Origin of the sequence: Paraburkholderia sp. BL25I1N1 (assembly GCF_003002025.1) — a bacterium.
Lineage (GTDB): Bacteria > Pseudomonadota > Gammaproteobacteria > Burkholderiales > Burkholderiaceae > Paraburkholderia.
The window spans coordinates 73979-91688 of sequence record NZ_PVZB01000003.1 but is presented as its reverse complement, the minus strand read 5'-3'; the positions used below and the strand labels follow the sequence as shown (position 1 = coordinate 91688).

19 protein-coding genes are annotated in these 17710 nt (G+C 63.9%); 10 read left to right on the top strand and 9 right to left on the bottom strand.

The features are described 5' to 3' along the window. Window positions 1-33 precede the first annotated feature (33 nt). Entirely contained in the window at window positions 34-741 is a 708-nt protein-coding gene (locus B0G73_RS05255) for a dienelactone hydrolase family protein (protein WP_106279150.1), read from the top strand. Window positions 742-868: 127 nt separating this feature from the next. On the opposite strand, the gene B0G73_RS05250 is transcribed toward B0G73_RS05255, so the two are convergent. Further along, the gene (locus tag B0G73_RS05250; RefSeq protein ID WP_106278574.1) at window positions 869-1615 is read right to left on the bottom strand and encodes an SDR family NAD(P)-dependent oxidoreductase; all 747 of its coding nucleotides are present in this window, start codon (window positions 1613-1615) and stop codon (window positions 869-871) included. A 52-nt stretch (window positions 1616-1667) separates the two neighbouring features. Then, the gene (locus B0G73_RS05245; RefSeq protein ID WP_106279148.1) at window positions 1668-2564 is read right to left on the bottom strand and encodes an alpha/beta fold hydrolase; all 897 of its coding nucleotides are present in this window, start codon (window positions 2562-2564) and stop codon (window positions 1668-1670) included. A gap of 196 nt (window positions 2565-2760) precedes the next feature. Here B0G73_RS05245 and B0G73_RS05240 point away from each other — a divergent pair, with 196 nt between their 5' ends. Both B0G73_RS05240 and B0G73_RS05235 read left to right on the top strand, forming a co-directional pair. Next, entirely contained in the window at window positions 2761-3660 is a 900-nt protein-coding gene (locus tag B0G73_RS05240) for a LysR substrate-binding domain-containing protein (protein ID WP_106278572.1), read from the top strand. A 76-nt stretch (window positions 3661-3736) separates the two neighbouring features. After that, on the top strand, window positions 3737-5323 hold the full coding sequence (locus tag B0G73_RS05235) for a S9 family peptidase (RefSeq protein ID WP_106278570.1): 1587 nt from the start codon (window positions 3737-3739) through the stop codon (window positions 5321-5323). 128 nt (window positions 5324-5451) lie between these two features. On the opposite strand, the gene B0G73_RS05230 is transcribed toward B0G73_RS05235, so the two are convergent. Then, window positions 5452-6054, bottom strand: coding sequence for a phosphatase PAP2 family protein (locus B0G73_RS05230; protein WP_106278568.1), 603 nt, complete (start codon window positions 6052-6054; stop codon window positions 5452-5454). Between the two features lie 146 nt (window positions 6055-6200). Here B0G73_RS05230 and B0G73_RS05225 point away from each other — a divergent pair, with 146 nt between their 5' ends. Further along, window positions 6201-7442: a Zn-dependent hydrolase gene (locus B0G73_RS05225; protein WP_106278566.1), complete on the top strand. Its 1242-nt coding sequence runs from the start codon at window positions 6201-6203 to the stop codon at window positions 7440-7442. Further along, the gene (locus tag B0G73_RS05220) at window positions 7424-8296 is read left to right on the top strand and encodes a GNAT family N-acetyltransferase (protein ID WP_106278564.1); all 873 of its coding nucleotides are present in this window, start codon (window positions 7424-7426) and stop codon (window positions 8294-8296) included. Before B0G73_RS05225 ends, B0G73_RS05220 begins: the two co-directional genes overlap by 19 nt. A gap of 74 nt (window positions 8297-8370) precedes the next feature. On the opposite strand, the gene B0G73_RS05215 is transcribed toward B0G73_RS05220, so the two are convergent. Beyond that, complete coding sequence (locus B0G73_RS05215) at window positions 8371-8676, bottom strand: panthothenate synthetase (RefSeq protein ID WP_106278562.1); 306 nt, start codon at window positions 8674-8676, stop codon at window positions 8371-8373. A gap of 128 nt (window positions 8677-8804) precedes the next feature. Then, window positions 8805-9437, bottom strand: a complete 633-nt coding sequence (locus tag B0G73_RS05210; protein ID WP_106278560.1) for a methylated-DNA--[protein]-cysteine S-methyltransferase — start codon at window positions 9435-9437, stop codon at window positions 8805-8807. Between the two features lie 292 nt (window positions 9438-9729). Between B0G73_RS05210 and B0G73_RS05200 the strand changes: the two genes are divergently transcribed. Next, window positions 9730-11067, top strand: coding sequence for a leucine-rich repeat-containing protein kinase family protein (locus B0G73_RS05200; protein ID WP_106278556.1), 1338 nt, complete (start codon window positions 9730-9732; stop codon window positions 11065-11067). Window positions 11068-11146: 79 nt separating this feature from the next. Then, window positions 11147-12136 carry a substrate-binding domain-containing protein gene (locus B0G73_RS05195; RefSeq protein WP_106278554.1) on the top strand — a complete coding sequence of 330 codons (990 nt, stop codon included), beginning with the start codon at window positions 11147-11149 and terminating at the stop codon, window positions 12134-12136. An 84-nt stretch (window positions 12137-12220) separates the two neighbouring features. Here B0G73_RS05195 and B0G73_RS05190 read toward each other — a convergent pair whose 3' ends face one another. Further along, window positions 12221-12652, bottom strand: a complete 432-nt coding sequence (locus B0G73_RS05190) for a PRC-barrel domain-containing protein (protein WP_106278552.1) — start codon at window positions 12650-12652, stop codon at window positions 12221-12223. A 279-nt stretch (window positions 12653-12931) separates the two neighbouring features. On the opposite strand from B0G73_RS05190, the gene B0G73_RS05185 reads away from it, so the two are divergent. Both B0G73_RS05185 and B0G73_RS05180 read left to right on the top strand, forming a co-directional pair. Next, window positions 12932-14104, top strand: coding sequence for a glycosyltransferase family 9 protein (locus B0G73_RS05185; protein ID WP_106278550.1), 1173 nt, complete (start codon window positions 12932-12934; stop codon window positions 14102-14104). A gap of 105 nt (window positions 14105-14209) precedes the next feature. Next, window positions 14210-14614, top strand: a complete 405-nt coding sequence (locus B0G73_RS05180; protein WP_106279146.1) for an ester cyclase — start codon at window positions 14210-14212, stop codon at window positions 14612-14614. An 81-nt stretch (window positions 14615-14695) separates the two neighbouring features. Here the strand turns inward: B0G73_RS05180 and B0G73_RS05175 are convergent, their stop codons facing one another. Beyond that, complete coding sequence (locus B0G73_RS05175) at window positions 14696-15922, bottom strand: NAD(P)/FAD-dependent oxidoreductase (RefSeq protein ID WP_106278548.1); 1227 nt, start codon at window positions 15920-15922, stop codon at window positions 14696-14698. A gap of 239 nt (window positions 15923-16161) precedes the next feature. Here B0G73_RS05175 and B0G73_RS05170 point away from each other — a divergent pair, with 239 nt between their 5' ends. Then, the gene (locus tag B0G73_RS05170) at window positions 16162-16623 is read left to right on the top strand and encodes a MarR family winged helix-turn-helix transcriptional regulator (protein ID WP_106278546.1); all 462 of its coding nucleotides are present in this window, start codon (window positions 16162-16164) and stop codon (window positions 16621-16623) included. 132 nt (window positions 16624-16755) lie between these two features. Here B0G73_RS05170 and msrA read toward each other — a convergent pair whose 3' ends face one another. Continuing rightward, window positions 16756-17262 carry a peptide-methionine (S)-S-oxide reductase MsrA gene (msrA, locus tag B0G73_RS05165; protein ID WP_106278544.1) on the bottom strand — a complete coding sequence of 169 codons (507 nt, stop codon included), beginning with the start codon at window positions 17260-17262 and terminating at the stop codon, window positions 16756-16758. Between the two features lie 163 nt (window positions 17263-17425). Beyond that, complete coding sequence (locus B0G73_RS05160; RefSeq protein WP_106278542.1) at window positions 17426-17698, bottom strand: hypothetical protein; 273 nt, start codon at window positions 17696-17698, stop codon at window positions 17426-17428. Window positions 17699-17710: the final 12 nt, after the last annotated feature.

The following is a 17710-nucleotide window of genomic DNA, read 5'->3' as shown; positions in this document are numbered from 1 at the left end:
GCTAGCGCTTTCGTCTACTTCGAGGAGCGACTGATGACACAGACAGCAGGTTCGATGATCACCTTTAGCCGGCCCGACGGGCAGCAGATCCAGGGCTATCTCGCCAAGCCGCAGAAGCTGGAGGGTGCGCCCGCCATCGTGGTGATTCAGGAGTGGTGGGGCGTCAACGAACAGATTCGCGGCGTGGCTGACCGGCTCGCGCAGGCCGGCTATCTGGCGCTGGTGCCCGATCTCTTCCGAGGCAAAACGACGGTGGAAGAGGAAGAAGCCCACCATCTGCTCGACGGCCTCGATTTCGGCGACGCCGCCACGCAGGATGTGCGCGGCGCCGTCCAGTATCTGAAGCAGCATGCGACGAATGTCGGCGTGACGGGTTTTTGCATGGGCGGCGCGCTGACCTTGCTCGCGCTTTGCAATGTTCCCGAAGTGTCGGCCGGCGTCGTCTGGTATGGCTACCCGCCGCTGGAATATATCGACGCCTCGAAAATCAAGGCGCCGCTGATCGGTCACTGGGCGCTGCAAGACGACTTCTTCGTCCCTGAAACGGTGGACGCGCTAGAAACCAAACTGAAGGACGCGAATGTCGATGTCGAGTTTCACCGCTATCTCGCGCACCATGCGTTCGCGAACGAAACGGCGGTCGGCCCGGGCCGTATTCCGAGGACGCAGTTCGATCCGGTGTGGTCGCAACTGGCCTGGGACCGCACGCTGACGTTTTTCGGCCGCACGTTATGGAAGTAAGCGGCTCGCTTGCCGCTTGAGACGCGCACCGGATCGCGCCGGCGAAGCTCACTGAATGCCGCCACGCATGGGCGGCATTCCGGAAAGTCTTCCCGGCGCGATCGCGAACCGAATCGCGTGCACGGATTCAGAGCTTCGAACCGCCGTCGACATGCAACGTTTCGCCTGTGACCCACCGGGCGGCATCCGAGGCGAGAAAAGCCACGGCGCCGCCGATGTCATCCGGTTGCGCCACGCGCTTGAGCGCCTGCATACCCAGCGTCGCCGCGCGTCCCGTGTCGGTCCTCGTGAAGTTCGACATATCGGTTTCAACCACACCCGGCGCGACTGCATTCACACGAATGCCACGTTCACCGAGCGCGGCGGCGAAATGCTTGACGAGCGTATCGACCGAGCCTTTGGTAGCCGCGTAGGCCGACAGCGTGCCGACCGCGGCGCGCGCCGCGAGCGACGACAGCAGCACCACGCTGCTGCCCTTGCACATCACCGGCAGCAACTGCTGCACGAGGAAGTAAGGCGCGCGCACGTTCACGGCGAACAGATCGTCGAAGTCCTCGACGGTCGTGTCCTCGATGCTGACTCCCTTCGAAATCCCGGCGTTGGCCACCAGAATATCCAGCCGATGACCGATCACGGCGCGCACCTGTCTGGCGAGCGTATGCGGGCCATCCGCCGCGCGCAGATTAGCGGCGACTTTCTGCGCATTGCCGCCGGCCGCGCGAATTTCTGCGACCACGGCATCCGCCTCTTTCTCGCCGCTGCTGTAGTGGACCAGCACCTGGGCGCCGGCCCTGGCGAGCGCGAGGGCACTGGCGCGGCCAATGCCGCGTGAGGCGCCCGTGACGAGCGCGGTTTTTCCTGTGAGGTCGTTCATGGTGAAACTCCTTCGAGTTGATTCGAGCGCGAGGCGATCAAGGTGGTGAGGCTCAGACCGCGGACCCGCTGTCAGCCAGGAACTGCGCGACGTGGGCCACAAAACGCTCCGGATACTGGTACAGCGAACCGTGGTTGGCATCGGGATAGATGATCAACTGCGCGTTCGGCAGGTTCTGCTGAAGAATCCACGAGTTGATCGAATAGATGATCACGTCGTGGTCGCCGTTGACGACGAGCGTCGGCTGCCGGAGGGCCTTCAGGTAGTCGAACGGTTTTTCGCGCGGCGCGCCCCATTTGGCGAGCGCCGCGAGTTGGGCCGGCGCGACCTTCTCATTGGCCTCAGGGTCGCGTCCTTCGCTACGCTGGCGGAAGCGCTGCAGGAAGCGGCGGCCTGCGGTCTGGCTCGCATCGGAAGGCGCAAAGTGCACACGCAGCCACAGATCATCCGGTCGCGCATACGCTGCGCTGAAAATCTCCTGAGCTTCGGGCGTCAGCGATTGCATCGCCTCGCCGCTGCGCGGGCCGGTGCCGATCAGGATCACGCGGCGCACCAGCGCCGGTTCGGCAATCGCCAGCGTCTGCGCGATCAGGCCGCCCATCGAGAAGCCGAGCACGTCGACCTGCTCGAGGCCGAGCGCCTTGATGAACGCGGCGGCGTTGGCGGCCATCTCTTCGATCGACTCCGGCACCTCGCCGGACGTGCTCGAAATGCCGGCGTTGTTGAACAGAATGACTTCGCGATCCTGCGCGAGGCCGTCGGTCACGGCCGGGTCCCAGTGGTCCATCGTCCCGGTGAAATGAATGTTGAACACCAGCGGCACGCCGCCCGACTTGCCGAAACGGCGATAGGCGAAGCGGATGCCGTTCGCGTCGACATAACGGGTCGGCGCGGTCTGATGGGTATGGCGGGTCGTGGTGGCGTCGTTCGAAGCGGCAGTCTGGTTCATTTCCGGTTCCTCGTCGATATAGATGAAAGGCATGGAGTGCGGGTGCGCGTCGAAAGCCGTGGTGTCGGTCAAGCGGTCCCGCGCTGCGCTGCATGAGAGGTAATGTAGTGGGGGCTTGTGCAAACGAAAAAGACTTTGTAGGCTGACGGGCATGCCTGTCAGGCATGCCATGCGGGTGAATACTGTAAGAGGATTTATGGAGCTTCGACATCTGCGGTACTTCGTGGCCGTCGCCGAAACGGGCAGCCTGACGGTGGCGGCGGAACGCCGTCTGCACACCTCGCAACCGTCGCTGAGCCGTCAGATTCGCGATCTGGAAGACGAAGTCGGCGCGGAGTTGTTCAGCCGCAGCGCGCGCGGTGTCGAGTTGACCGCCGCGGGCAAAGCGTTCCTCGACCACGCGCGGCTCGCGCTGTCGCAAGTCGACGCCGCCACCGAAGCCGCGCGCCGTGCCGCGCGGCCCTCCAGGCAGGTTTTCGCGCTCGGCTTTCTGACTGGCCAGGAAATGACGTGGCTGCCGCGCGCCATGCAGGTGTTGCGCGACGAACTGCCGAATATCGAGGTCACGGTGTCGAGTCACTATTCGCCGGACCTCGCCGACGCGCTTGCGCGCGGCAAGCTCGACCTTGCGTTTCTGCGTGCCGAACCTGGCTTCGATCTGGACTATCGGGTGGTCAGTAGCGAGAAGCTCATCGTGCTCATGCCGAGCGATCATCGCCTCACCGAGCGCAGTGCGATCCGGCCCGAGGACTTCGCCGGCGAAACCTTCATCATGGCGTCGAACAAGGCGCGCGTGCTGCACGATGTGATTCAGCGCTATCTGCACGAAAACGGCATCGCGGTCGCGCCCGAGCACGGCGTCGACAACCTGGCCATGGCGATGTCGCTGGTCGCCTCCACGCGCGGGCTCGCGCTGATGCCCGAGTATGCGACCAACCTGCTGCCGTGGTCGGTGGTCAGCCGGCCATTGGAAGGAGAGACGCCGACCGTCGATCTCGTGATCGGCTATAGCAGGTCGAATACATCGCCGGTGCTGAAGCTGTTTCTGTCGAGGGCCGACGAGTTGTTGGCGCACGCCAGTGGCGAATCGGGCTGAGGCCGCCGGTTTACCTATACTCCTGTCACTCTGCAAGGCCGCCACTCGTCGCCATACCAACAAGACGGAGCCTCACATGTGGGTAGCTATCCGAAACGCGGCCCTCGGGTTGCTGGCATGTTGCGCGTTGGGCGCGTGCGCCGGTGCGCCCGCCGATTCCCGCTGCGGCGAAGCGTGCGGTTCCCGCGGCCAGCTTCTCGATCATCGCGTCACGTTGAAGCTGAGCGCCGCGGAGTTTGCGAAGTTGCTGGCGTCGAGCGCGGGCGGCCGGCAGCTTGCGCGGATAGCCGGTGCGCCCGCATGCGGCGTCGAGATCGTGAGCTTTCGCTACCGGACCATCGGCGGCGCGGGCGAGCCCACCCAGGCGAGCGGCGCGTTGATGATCCCGTCAGGAAGTTCGGCGGCATGCAGCGGACCGCTGCCGCTCATGCTCTATGCGCACGGCACCACCGCGTATCGCAACTACAACCTCGCCGATATCACGCGAACGGACCCGGGCAACGGGGACGGTGCTGGAGAGGGCATCAGCGTGGCCGCCATGTATGCGGCGCAAGGCTATATCGTGGTGGCGACCAACTATGCGGGCTATGCCGGCTCCGATCTCCCGTACCACCCGTATCTCAACGCGGACCAGCAATCCGCCGATGTGATCGACTCGCTGCGAGCGGCGCGCGCGGCGCTAGCCGACATGCAGCCCGAAGCAGGCACGCGCGAAAACGGCAAGTTGTTTGTCACCGGCTATTCGCAAGGCGGCTTCGTTGCAATGGCAACGCATCGGGCGCTGCAGGCGGCCGGCGTCAAGGTGACGGCGTCCGCGCCGGGGTCGGGGCCGTACGCGCTCGCCGCCACCGCCGACGCGCTCATCGAAGGCGAAGTCAACCTGGGCGCGACGCTCTTCTCGACGCTGATCGTGACGGGTTATCAGCATGCTTACGGGAATATCTACCGCGAGCCCGGCGACTTCTACACAGCGGCTTACGCGCCGGGTATCGAAACGCTGCTCCCGAGCCTGACGCCGCTCAACACGCTGTTCAGCACGGGCAAGCTGCCGTCCGCGCATCTCTTCAGCAGCATGCCGCCCGCGCCGCAGTACGCATCGATCACGCCACCGGGTTCGCCGCCTTTGACGCCGCCGGTCCTGAAACCGCTCTTTGCCGCGGGCTTCGGCGATGCCAGCCTCGTGCGCAACGCCTATCGCCTGACATTGCTGGAGGATGCCGCCGCCAATCCCGATGGCGCGTTTCCCAACCCGAGCCTTGCGATGAAACCGGCAGCGAACCCGCAGCATCCGTTGCGCCAGGCGTTCAAGCGCAACGACTTGCGCAACTGGCTGCCGCGTGCGCCTGTTTTGATGTGCGGCGGCGCGTCGGATCCCACGGTGTTCTTTTTCAACGCGCGCATCGAGCAGGCGTATTGGCAGAGCGCCAACGTGCCCGCGGAGCTCACGTCCGTGCTGGATGTGGACTCGCCGGTTGCCGGACCCAACGATCCGTATGCGCGCGTCAAGCAGGGATTCGCGGGCGCGAAGGCAGAGGTCGCGAGTCAGGCCGTGGCCCGCGGCGCGGCCGACGGCGGCGCGTCAGCGGTGCTGCGGGCGTATCACGGCGAACTGGTGGCGTCGTTCTGCATGGTGGCGGCGCGGGCGTTCTTCGCCAACTTTTGAGCGCACGCTACCCGCGCGTTTTCGCTGCGCTTACGACGTCTCGCCGAGCGATTTTCGGGGCGCTGACGCGATTGGACGGCGAGTTGCCACAACGTGCGTGAACTCGCGCTTGCGCGTCGAATCATCGTCTAAAGCGACAGCCAGCCGCGTTCGATTGGCCACGCCAGCAACTTGCGATACAGCGCGATGAGTCCGCGCGTCGTGCTCGGGCCGGCAAGCCGCCACGGTGGTGTGACCAGGACAAAAGCCACGCCTGCCACGACAACCGCGCCCGCCATGTCGAGCGGAAAGTGAACGCCGACAAAGATGCGCGCCCAGGCAACCGCGAGCCCGGACAGAACGATGAGCGAGCCGTACCGTTTCACGCCGCCGAGAAGCAAGGTCAGCGCGATGCTCGCGAAGATCGTCCCGTGATCGCTGGGGAACGAGGGGTCCGGTGCGTGGTCGAGAAACGTATGGCCGATGCCCAGCACGAACGGCCGGGGATGCGGCCACGCCAGGCCGATGAGCTGATTGATGCCGAGCGCGAGGAGCGTCACGCAGCACGCGCGCAGGGCGGTCTCGCGCTGACGCTCGTCGCCGGAGAGCCACATTGCGATCAGGCAGAGCGGCACGAGATAGATGAGGTAGTCTGCGATCGAACGCGCGAGGTCGATGCACCAGGCCGGTGTCGATAGCGTCGCGTCGATCATGAGGAAAAGCGCCTGGTTGAACGCTTCAAGTGTCTGCATAGGGTGTGTTTCTCGATGGACGTCGGCGCCACTCCGGCGCGTCGATGTCGAAGGATGGTAACGGGCCAACCTTAGGAAACGCTTAGGCGATGTAACCTGTCGATACAGCAGGGCAACATGAACCGATATTCGAAGGAGACGAGAACGTGGTGAGGATCGATCCGGACCGCTTGCTGAGCGATCTCAAGCAACTGCGCAGCTTCGGCGCCACCGGTCCAGGCGTCGTTCGGCTGGCGCTTTCGCCGGTGGATCTGGCGTCGCGCGAATGGCTGGCCGGGCGCATGACGGAGGCGGGACTCGAGGCCGTGATCGACGGCGTGGGGACCGTGTTCGGACGCTCGCGCAAAAGCGGGCCCGCGCTCGTGATCGGCTCGCATACGGACACGCAGCCGACCGGCGGCTGGCTCGACGGCGCGATGGGTGTGATCTACGGCCTGGAGATCGCGCGCGCGCTCGCGGAAAACGAGGCGACGCGTCACCTCGCGGTGGACGTCGCATCGTGGATCGATGAAGAAGGCACGTTTTCCGGCCTGCTCGGCAGCCGCAGTTTTGTGGGCGACAACGTCGACGAGACGATTCGCGACGCCACGAATCGGCAAGGCCAGCGCCTCGAAGACGTGCTCGCCGCCGCGGGTCTGGCCGGGCGGCCGCGTGCGCGCTTCGAGCCGGGCCGGCAGGTCGCTTATCTCGAACCGCATATCGAGCAGGGCGGCCGGCTGGAAGCGGCGGCCAAGTCCATCGGAGTCGTCACCACGATCGTCGGGTTGCGCGAATTGCGGCTGCGCTTCACGGGACAGCGCAATCATGCCGGCACGACGCCCATGGCGATCCGGCGCGACGCCGGCGCGGCGCTGGTCGCCTTTATCCCGCAGATGAACGAAGCGTTCGCGCAACTCGCGGATGCCGATACCGTCTGGACGGTAGGCCGCATCGACCTCGACCCCGGCTCGCTGAGCGTCGTGCCTGGCGCAGCGGAGATGTACCTGCAATTCCGCGACGCGAACGCCGCGCGTTTGCAGGCAATGGAAGACAGGCTCGCCGAGCTGGTGCGGGACTTCAACGCGCGCGGCTCGGTGAGCGTCGAGCTGACGACCATCGACGAACCGATGCAACCGGTGACCATGCACACGGCGCTCGCGGATCATCTCGCCCGCGCCGCCGAAGCGGTGGCGCCCGGCCAGTGGATCCGCATGCCGAGCGGCGCCGCGCACGACGCGCAGGTCATCGCCCGCTGCATGCCGGCTTGCATGATGTTCGTGCCGAGCATCGGCGGCGTGAGCCACGATTTCATCGAGGACACGGCCGAGGCGCACATCGTTCTCGGTTGCCAGGTCGCGGCCACGGCCGCGGCGTCGATGCTGGAGGAGCAATGGGCGAAACCATCGTAGGCGAATCAGGCGATTTCGTCGTGCGCACGATGTCGGCCGGGGACGTCGCGTTGGCGGTCGAATGGGCCGCGCAGGAAGGATGGAACCCCGGCTTGCACGACGCCGAGTGTTTTCGTGCGGCCGACCCGGACGGGTTTTTCATCGGCGAATGGCGCGGCGAACCGGTGGCGTGTCTATCCGCTGTCGCGTACGGTGAGGACTTCGGCTTTATCGGTCTCTATATCGTGAAACCGGCGTTCCGCGGTCGAGGCTTCGGCATGCGCGTCTGGCAGCACGGTATGGACTATTTGCGAAACCGCAATGTCGGTCTGGACGGCGTGCTCGCTCAACAGGCGAACTACAGGAAGTCCGGATTTCAGCTGGCCTATCGCAATATCCGCTTCCAGGGCGTCGCGCAAGACATCGCGCAGGGCGAGTCTTACGTGGACTTGCTGCATGCTTCGGCGTTGCCCTTCGAATCGTTGAACGACTACGATCGGCAATGCTTTCCCGCCGCGCGCGAGCCCTTTCTCGCTGCCTGGCTTGCGCAGCCTGACGCGATGGCGAGAGTTGCGATGCACGACGGGCAGATGGTGGGCTACGGCGTGTTGCGTCGTTGTTTGACAGGCTACAAGATCGGTCCGCTCTTCGCCGATAACGGCAAGATAGCCGCCCGTCTGTTCGCTGCGCTGACGTCGAGCATTGCGGGCGAAGTGTTTTTCTTCGATGTACCCGAGATCAACGTCGATGCGATTGCGTTGGCCGAGCGGCACGGCATGACGAGCGTGTTCGAAACCGCGCGGATGTACACGCGGGAACAACCGGCCCTATCGATTGAACGCGTGTTCGGCGTGACTTCGTTCGAACTGGGCTGATCACAGCGCGGCGCTGCCGGTTGTTGTTTGTGCAGCCATCGGCGTTCTACGTCGCGAACCGCCGATGGCAAGCGTTATTTCCACTTCGAGCCGAGAGTCTCCAGTCCCGCTTTCATCAAGTCTTCCGGCAACATCGCAATGCGCAATTCACAGTCGGCGTTGAATTTCAGAAACCACGGCTCCGCGAGCGCGGGAATCGCCGACGCGTTGTCGACATCCACCACGACGACTGCTCCGCGCGCTCCGCTCTGCTCGGTGAAGTAGACGGCTTCCGGTTTTGTTTCTTCCAGTATTTTCCCGATCACTTGCCCGACGGTGCCATCACGCACCATGGTATTGAACGGTTCGTGCGGGATTCGTATGTTGAGAAGCATGCGCATGTCGTCCTCCTGTTGACGCCCAATGGGCTTCTTAAGGATAGATGCTTTATGCGGGCCGTAAGACGATCTATCACGCAGCGTTTAACGCGACGCAGTGAGTCCGCTGCCATCGCGGACCATGCACACAGTCAATTTCCGAACAGTGACGCTTGCGTGCCGCGGCTCGGCGCGTGACGCGCGGGTTTCGTCTGAGCTTCGGACTTGACCTGAGTCTTAACCGTCGCCCTTTCTTCCAGCGCGAACATGTCCGTTTGCCCGTCCGCTTCCGCTTCGAACGAAGTCTGCCCGGCCTCGAGCGACAGCAGCAGCATCTTGTTCGCCAGGCCGCCCGCAAACCCGGTCAAATCACCTGACGCGCCGATCACCCGATGGCACGGCGCCACGATGGAAATGGGATTTCTGCCGTTCGCCGCGCCGACCGCCCGCACCGCGTTGACATTGCCGATCTGCGTCGCGATTTCCGAGTAGCTGCGCGTCTGGCCGAACGGTATGGTCAACAACGCGGCCCACACCTGTTTCTGAAAGTCCGTTCCCTGGAACGTCAGCGGAAGGTCGAATTCATGCCGCGTGCCGGCGAAATACCCGTTCAGTTGCCGTTCGGTCTCGATCAGCACGGGCCGGTCATTTCCTTCGATCAGCTCACCAAGACGCACGCGGTTCGGCTTGTCGTGCTCCCACAGAATGGCGGCGAGGCGCTCGCCGTTTGCAACGAGTTTTAACTGGCCGACGGGCGAGTCCATCAACTTGTAGGCGTATGTCACTTTGCTTGTTCCTGAGTGGTTGGAGGCACAGAGGCGCGCGAGGCGAGTCTGCGAATACGCGCGCGAGGCGCGCCGAATATCCGACAGTGTGAGCCTCGCTCTTTCCGACTGCGCTCCGAATCTTGCTGTCCAATTCCTCGCGACCGATGTCGGCCGGCGGCTGATTGCTCTGGACGGGACGATGCATCACTGTACAACCCTTTTCAAGCATTTTCGCGTGAGGCTCGCGACTCAGTAGAATTGATACCTTCGATACGAAGCGCACCGGCAACCGGACCTCTCTTCCACGACTGTGACGACGACACTTGATCAACTGCGGGCCGGCCAGCTCGCGGGCACGCGCCGGCTGAAACTGGCTTGCGGCCTGACCGAATTTCCGCGCGAGATTTTCGACCTCGCCGACACGCTAGAAGTTCTCGACCTGTCGGGCAACGCGCTCACCTCGCTGCCCGACGATCTGCCGCGTCTGCGCAAGCTGCGCATTGTCTTCGGCTCCGACAACCCGTTCACCGAATTGCCCGAAGTGCTGGGACAGTGTTCGCAATTGAGCATGGTCGGCTTCAAGGCCAACCGCATCCGGCAGGTATCCGGCAAAGCGCTGCCACCGCAATTGCGTTGGTTGATCCTCACGGACAACCAGATCGAAACGTTGCCAGCCGAACTCGGCCGCTGTACGCAACTGCAAAAGCTGATGCTGGCGGGCAATCGTCTGCGAGCGCTTCCCGAGGAATTGGCCGCCTGCTCGCAGCTCGAATTGTTGCGGCTCGCCGCGAATCAACTCGATGGACTGCCTGACTGGTTGCTGCGTCTGCCACGGTTATCCTGGCTGGCATACGCCGGCAATCCGTTCAGCGAGGCGCTCGAAGCGGCAGCGCTGATCGACACGCCGCGCGCCGCGATTACGTGGCACGACTTGAAACTCGAAACGCCGTTGGGCGAGGGCGCCTCCGGCGTCATCTATCGCGCGGAGCTTGCGGGCCGGCACGGCGCGTCCCGCTCTGTCGCGGTGAAACTGTTCAAGGGCGCGGTGACTAGCGACGGTCTGCCCGACTGCGAAATGGCAGCCTGCATTCGCGCGGGCGATCATGCAAACCTGGTTCCGGTAGCGGGGAAAGTGAAGGATCATCCCGCCGGCACGCACGGCCTCGTGATGGAACTGATCGATCCGCAATTCACGAATCTCGCCGGTCCGCCGAGTCTCGAATCCTGCACGCGCGATATTTACGATGCCGACACACGCTTCGATATGGCTTCAGCGTTGGGCATTGCGTACGGTATCGCGTCGGCGGCGCGTCATTTGCATGAGCAAGGCATCATGCATGGCGATCTGTACGCGCACAATATCCTGTACGGCGGTCAGGAGCGTGCGTTGCTGGGAGACTTCGGCGCAGCGTCGTTCTATGCTTTGGGCGATCGGAGCATGGGCCTCGCGCTTCAGCGCCTCGAAGTCAGAGCCTACGGTTGTCTGCTCGAAGAGTTGCTCGAACGATGCGAGTGGCCGCAGGCGTCGGCGAACAGTCGGGCGCTGCTGGTGGAGTTGAAGGACAATTGCCTGAGCGAGGCGGTCGACAGCCGGCCGTTGTTCGATGAAATCACCGCGCGTTTGCTCGCGCTGATGAGCGATCGATGAACGGCGGGCAGTGCCATAGCCGCACTTCGTCCGACTGCAACACTTCGATTCGTCAGCGCGGACCAGAAGGAGAGATTCGATGATGCAGAAGACGCCCCGACGGATGTCCTCCTGGGGGATGCGTCGCCGCGTGGTGTTTGCCGGCGCGCTGGCCGCGGCCGGTATCGGCGGCGCGGCCGATGCAGCGGTTACGCCGGGCAGCAAGCTGAAGATCGCGCTCGTGCTGAAGTCGCTGGGCGACCCGTTCACGGTGGCGATGGCGACCGCCGCGCAGAACTACCAGCAACACTACGCCTCGCAATTCGATCTGACGGTGCGCGGTACGGCCACGGAAAGCGAAACGACTGGGCAGATCCGCATGGTCGAAGACATGATCAAGGCGAAGATGAGTGCCATCGTTCTTGCTCCGACCGATTCGAAGGCGCTGACGGCGGTCGTCGCGCGCGCGATCAAGGCGGGCATCATCGTGGTTTCGATCGACAATCCGCTCGACGAGGCGTTTCAGGACGCGGCCGGCATTTCCGTGCCCTTCGTCGGTCCGAACAATCGCAAGGGCGCGCAGCAAGTGGGCAACTATCTGGCGCAGCGGCTCACGACGGGCGATCAGGTGGGCATTATCGAAGGCAGTTCAACCGATCGCAATGCACAGCAACGCACGGACGGTTGCCGGGACGCAATGAACGCCGCGGGGATCAACATCGTCGCGGTTCAGGCCGGCGACTGGGAATATGGGAAGGGCCGCGACGCCGCTTCGAAAATGCTCGGCGATCATCCGCAGATTCGCGGGCTGCTGTGCGGCAACGACAACATGGCCATGGGCGCGGTCGACGCGGTTCGCGACGCGGGCCGAACCGGCGGTGTGTACGTGACCGGCTACAACGATATCGATGCGATCAAGCCGTTGATCGCCGACGGCCGCGTGCTCGCCACGGTCAATCAGTTCGCCGCACGGCAAGCCGTGTTCGGCGTCGACGTGGCCTTGAAGGCGGTGACCGAACAAAGAAAGCAGAGCCAATTGTCGAGTGTGATCGAAACGCCGCTGCAGCTTGTCACCGCCGCGAATCAGTAGCCGCGCGAGCCGTCCGTGCGAGCCGTCGCAAAGCTGCTGCGAGCGAGAGTGGTTCCATGCTCGCATCGGCGCATGTCACGTCGATTATTCCGCCTTGACCTTGCGCGGCTTGGTGGCTTTTTCGAGTTTGTTGTATTCGAACTCAGGCACCGACTTCAACGCATCTTTCGTCGCACCGGCGAGGAACAGGTTGCCGTCGCGGATCTCGAAGTGATCCACCGGGATCGCCACATAGTGCTTGCCCATGCCGAGGAAGCCGCCCACCGACACGATCGCATACGTCGCCTTGCGGTCCGGGGAAATGATCACGTCGTAGATGCTGCCGATCTTGTCGTTCAGATCGTTGTAGACCGGCTCGTCGACCAGCGCGCGCCGCACGCTCCAGCCCTTCAGCAGCGCATTGGTTTGCTCGACCGTGCCGCCGAGCGGTTGCAGTCCGGCAATCTGCGCGTAGGCGCCTTGCGAGGCGCAGATCGCGGCGAGAGCGGTCGCGCAGATCAGTGTTTTTGCTTTCATTTTCGGCTCCTTGTTGTCTGTTTAGCGGTCAGCTTCATAGCCCCGTATGCGGAAGCACGTGACGTGCCCGGGTGCCGGCGTGAAGCGTCATTCGTGCCCCGCGATCAGGATTCACACAGTCCACGGCTCTGTACGCCCGGCCACAGAGCGCAGTGCGGCAACCATGCACAATCGGCGTGATATCCGGGCGGCGCCCGTGGCGCACCTGCGCCCGGCGCGCCCGCCGGCGCGAACCGAGACGCGACGAGGGCGGCCACCGCTTGCCGCATTGGAGAAGCAATGGGTTGGAAAAATCTGCTGATCGAAGCGCCGGTCTGGTTGATGGGCCGCTTCCACCCGCCGCGGTTCGATCCGGCTCGCGACACGCCGCGCGAGATTCTCGTGCTGCGCCCGAACGATTTCGGCGAACTGCTCACTACCACGCCGCTCTTCGAAGCGCTGCGCAAGCGTTTTCCGACGACGCGCCTGATCGCCGGCATAGGAAGTTGGGGGCGTCCGATACTTGAGAACAATCCCTTCGTCGACGAGATCGTGGAGATCGACGCGCCCTGGAACAACAAGCTGGTCGAGGACCGCTCGCACGGCAACGTGCTGCGTTTTCTGTGGAAGTCTCCGCAGGTCGCCGCACTGCGCGCGCGCGGCGGCATCGATGTGGGTATCGACGTGCTCGGCAGCTACATGGGCGCGCTGTTGATGATGCGCGCGGGCGTGCGCTATCGCATCGGCGTGCGCGGCTATCGCGGCGGCTGGAGCGGGTGCCAGGCGTTTATCGAATTCGCCGCCCGGCAATGCGGCCGCGCCGCGCTCGCGCAGGGCGAGCTGCTTGGCGCAACGGCGCTGCCGCAAGCGCGCCCGCAATTGTTCCTCACCAACGACGAGCGCGCCACCGCCGCGCAAATCTGGAGTGCGGGCAACGTGCCGGGGCGTCGCACCGTGCGGTTGATCGTCGGCGTTGGGGCCGGCGTGCCGACCAAAGCATGGGACGCGCGCCAGGTCGGCGCCGCGCTCTCGCGGATCGCGCAGACATTGGAACAAGCCGGCGACGCGTGCGATATCGTGATCGTCGGCAGCAAAGCGGATCAGGCGCGCGCCGCCGAGGCGATTGCCGCGGGGGGTTCGGGCGTGCCGGTCCGCTCGCTCGCAGGCGAGGTGCCGATGCGCGTCATGTTCGCTCTCACCGAAGAGGCCAACGTCGTGCTGACGAACTCGACGATGCTGATGCACGTCGCGGCCGCGTTTCTCCGTCCGACCGTCGCCGTGATCGGCGGAAGCATCACCAAACCCGACAGGCACGATGCTATCTGGGGTTATCCGCCGCCGTATCGCAGTGTGTCGCCTGAGCAGTATGCGGCGGGCGAACATGCGCGGAACTGGCCGAGCGTCGAGCGGGTCGTGCAAGCGGTGCTGGAGGCGGTCGATACGCAGCGGGCGCGAGTCGGCGCGGCAGCCTGACGCTGTGCTACCGCTGCGGCTTCCGCACCGTTCTATCCACGGCGGTAGAATTTAAATTCTTCCTGCCTCGCAGCACGGACCTTGTACAAGGACGGAGCCATTGCCGTGGATACGCCTGACCTCTACACCCTCTACCGGGATTACATCGGCTGCCTGAACAAACAGGACTGGCCGAACCTCGGGCAGTATGTCGACGACAACGCGCAGTACAACGGTCAGCGCATCGGCTTATCCGGCTATCGCGAGATGCTGGAGAGAGACTTCCGCGAAATTCCCGACCTTTATTTCAACATCCAGTTGTTGATTTCCGATCCGCCTTATATCGCCAGCCGGCTCGGCTTCGCCTGTACGCCGAAGGGCACGTTCCTCGGCCTCGCCGTCAACGGGAAACGCGTTTCCTTCACGGAGAACGTGTTCTATCAATTCCGCAATGGAAAGATCGAGCAGGTCTGGTCGGTGATAGATAAGGCGGCCATCGAAGCGCAACTCGAAGCCACCGGTGCCGCCTGAACATTGAGCCGTTAGTTTCGCGGCCACGTGTCCCCGCCGTACCGGTCACCTTCGTCGGCGTTGCACGCCAACTCCGCACATTCAACGAGCCGCGATGGTTGGCGGCGGTGTCTGCACGACAGGCGCGGCGGCTTGCAGGATGTCGTCTCGAAGACCCGTGCGCGGCGGATAGATACGTATGCAGTTGATAGCCTGCTTGGTCGCTTTGGCGGCGTCGCCTTCGGACACGAGATGCCGGTCCCAGCCCTCCGTGTACACGGCGCCCCAGGGACCGAGATCGAGAATGGTCGTGTACCAGTCGATATGAAGCGGCAGCATCTCGCCACCGAGCAGATCGCAGACGACGTTGTGACCGGCGTAGCGCCCCATCGGCCGGCTGTGCTGGCATGACATGACCGATGGCCGCGCGCCGTCGATCAACACGCGCGCGCAGTCACCGGCAGCGAATACATGCGGGACGTTTTCCACGCGCATGAAGGCATCTACCGGAAGGCGTCCAAAAGGATCGAGTGTCACGGGGATTTGCGCGGTCAACGCGTTCGCGCGCATGCCGCCGCACCAGACCACCGTGGCCGCATCGATGCGCCTGCCATTCGTGAGCTCCACGCCGTCGGCGTCCACCGACTGGAGGGATACGCCCGCAAGCATCTCGACGCCAAGGGCGTTCATGGCACGCTCGATGACAGGCTGCGCGCCGCCCATCGCCTGGCTGATCTTCGCCGAGCGATCGGCCAGTACGACATGCACAGCGTCTCGATGCGCGTCGCCCGCGATGCCGCGCAAGCGCGCCGGCAGTTCGGCCGCCAGTTCGATGCCCGTCAAGCCGGCCCCAACCACCACGGCCGTAAACGGACTCGCCGCGCTCGCGAGCGTCGGCAAGCCGCGCAAGTGCGCCGCGAGTTTCGTTGCGCCTGAGAACGTATCGACGTCGAACGCATGCTCGGTCAAACCGGGAATATCGGGGTGGACGAGTTGGCTGCCCGCCGCGATGACCAGCCGGTCGTAGTCAAGCGTCTGCGCCAGCCCTTGGGTCTGAACGGTGATGCGGCCGTTGGCCGAATCGATGCTGGATACCGAGCCTTCGACGAGCCGCACACCGATCGGCCCGAGAACATCGGCGAGCGGCACGCGCGTCTCGTCCAGATTCTGTTCGTAGTTCCGCACCCGGATACTGTGATACGGCGTCCCGTTGATGACGACGACTTCCACCTGAGCGGCGGGCACGCGCAGTTCGTCGAGTTTGCGCGCCGCGCCCACCGCACTCCACAGTCCGGCGAAACCTGCGCCGATCACCACGATCCGCTTCAAGACGTTCTCCTATGGAAATCTTGCGTGGACCTTCAGGTGCCCGGCGCAGCGGCCGATTTCAGGGTCATGATGGTCCGCGCTGGTAGCTTACTCGCGCCGAAGCGGACGCTGAAGCCGATCGTCAGTCCTCCTCCGCCATGTTCGACGCCATGTCCGATGTTTCGAGCGACTGCGATATAATCGCATGCGATGTATAATGTCGCTAGCGAGGCGTGAGCCTCTACCTAACGAGGACGCAGATGAAATCCACCGACCAACCCGCTTCCACGGATGTGAAGCTCTCCGACTTCCTGAGCTTTGCGGTCTATTCCGCGAACCTGGCATTCGGCAAGGCCTACAAGCCGATTCTCGAAGAGCTTGGGCTGACGTACACGCAATACATCACGATCATTGCGCTGTGGGAGGAGGACAACCAGACTGTCAGCAGTCTGGGCGAGAAGCTGTTCCTCGAGTCCAACACGCTCACTCCGATCCTGAAGAAGCTGGAGGCGGCAGGCTACGTGGAAAGACAGCGGGACCCCGAAGACGAGCGTCAGGTGCGGGTAGGTCTCACGAAAAGTGGCCGGCGCTTGCGCGAAAAAGGTCTGAACATGGACCTCGTCGAGGCAACCGGCCTCGCGCCGGACGAGTTCTCGAAAGTCCAGAAGGCGATCGTGACGCTGCGCAACAATCTCGTCAAAGCGGTTCAGAACGGGGAATGAGCGGCGGATCGTGCGATCCATGCGCCCATCACGAGACGCGTTGCCAAACGAAGAAGCCCGCGGACGATGTCTGCGGGCTTCTTGTTTTTTGCGCCACGAAAATACTCGACCGTTTAGCGCTGATTTCAAGCTTCAGCCGCGCTCGGGCAGCTTCCAGTTCGGGCGAATGAAGTGACACGTGTAGCCGTTGGGAATGCGCTCCAGATAGTCCTGATGTTCCGGCTCGGCCTCCCAGAACGGGCCGGCCGGAGCGACTTCGGTGACCACCTTGCCGGGCCAGAGATCGGACGCCTCGACATCGGCGATGGTGTTCTCAGCCACCCGCTTCTGCTCATCGTCGAGATAGAAGATGGCCGAGCGGTAGCTCATGCCGACGTCGTTGCCCTGGCGGTTCTTCGTCGTCGGATCGTGAATCTGGAAGAAAAATTCGAGGATCTTGCGATAGCTGATCTGGCTCGGGTCGAACACGATCTCGAGCGCTTCTGCGTGTGTGCCGTGGTTGCGGTAAGTGGCGTTGGGCACGTCGCCGCCCGTGTAGCCCACGCGCGTGGACAGCACGCCGGGGTAGCGGCGCAGTAGATCCTGCATGCCCCAGAAGCAGCCGCCGGCCAGGATGGCGGTTTCGGTTTGCGTCGTCATTTCAGTCCAATCCCTTTCGTCAGTGGTTGGCTCGCCGTCTATCGGATGCGATCCCACAAGCATGCCAGAGTTCGGCCTGGCTAGCCGACCGGCAGGCAAAATCCATCACGCCTCTATAGGCATGCGTAGCCGGCCGGGACGTTGGCGCGGCCGGCAGCGCGCCTCAATGGCGTGCGTAAAGATTGTCGTGGGGAGCGACGACGGCACGGCTGCCGGATTCCGACTGACCGGAGACGACACCGCCATACGCCGCTTGCGAGCCGGCTGCATCGTCGTTGCTCGCGGCGACGGTTTGCGCGCTCTGGCCACGTTGCGACGCCGGGGCGCCGATCGAAGGCCGGTAGAAGGGAGCCGGCCCATAGCCGCTGGCGAACGCGGGCGCGGCGGCGGAAGCAGAAAGTGCGAGGAGCAGTGCAGCAACGAGTTTGGTTTTCATGGTGAAACTCCA

Bases quoted from the DNA above. Each gene is read 5' to 3' on its own strand.
- B0G73_RS05255 (WP_106279150.1), top strand. From the start codon at position 34: ATGACACAGACAGCAGGTTCGATGATCACCTTTAGCCGGCCCGACGGG.
- B0G73_RS05250 (WP_106278574.1), bottom strand. From the start codon at position 1,615: ATGAACGACCTCACAGGAAAAACCGCGCTCGTCACGGGCGCCTCACGC.
- B0G73_RS05245 (WP_106279148.1), bottom strand. From the start codon at position 2,564: ATGAACCAGACTGCCGCTTCGAACGACGCCACCACGACCCGCCATACC.
- B0G73_RS05240 (WP_106278572.1), top strand. From the start codon at position 2,761: ATGGAGCTTCGACATCTGCGGTACTTCGTGGCCGTCGCCGAAACGGGC.
- B0G73_RS05235 (WP_106278570.1), top strand. From the start codon at position 3,737: ATGTGGGTAGCTATCCGAAACGCGGCCCTCGGGTTGCTGGCATGTTGC.
- B0G73_RS05230 (WP_106278568.1), bottom strand. From the start codon at position 6,054: ATGCAGACACTTGAAGCGTTCAACCAGGCGCTTTTCCTCATGATCGAC.
- B0G73_RS05220 (WP_106278564.1), top strand. From the start codon at position 7,424: ATGGGCGAAACCATCGTAGGCGAATCAGGCGATTTCGTCGTGCGCACG.
- B0G73_RS05215 (WP_106278562.1), bottom strand. From the start codon at position 8,676: ATGCGCATGCTTCTCAACATACGAATCCCGCACGAACCGTTCAATACC.
- B0G73_RS05195 (WP_106278554.1), top strand. From the start codon at position 11,147: ATGATGCAGAAGACGCCCCGACGGATGTCCTCCTGGGGGATGCGTCGC.
- B0G73_RS05190 (WP_106278552.1), bottom strand. From the start codon at position 12,652: ATGAAAGCAAAAACACTGATCTGCGCGACCGCTCTCGCCGCGATCTGC.
- B0G73_RS05185 (WP_106278550.1), top strand. From the start codon at position 12,932: ATGGGTTGGAAAAATCTGCTGATCGAAGCGCCGGTCTGGTTGATGGGC.
- B0G73_RS05170 (WP_106278546.1), top strand. From the start codon at position 16,162: ATGAAATCCACCGACCAACCCGCTTCCACGGATGTGAAGCTCTCCGAC.
- msrA (WP_106278544.1), bottom strand. From the start codon at position 17,262: ATGACGACGCAAACCGAAACCGCCATCCTGGCCGGCGGCTGCTTCTGG.
- B0G73_RS05160 (WP_106278542.1), bottom strand. From the start codon at position 17,698: ATGAAAACCAAACTCGTTGCTGCACTGCTCCTCGCACTTTCTGCTTCC.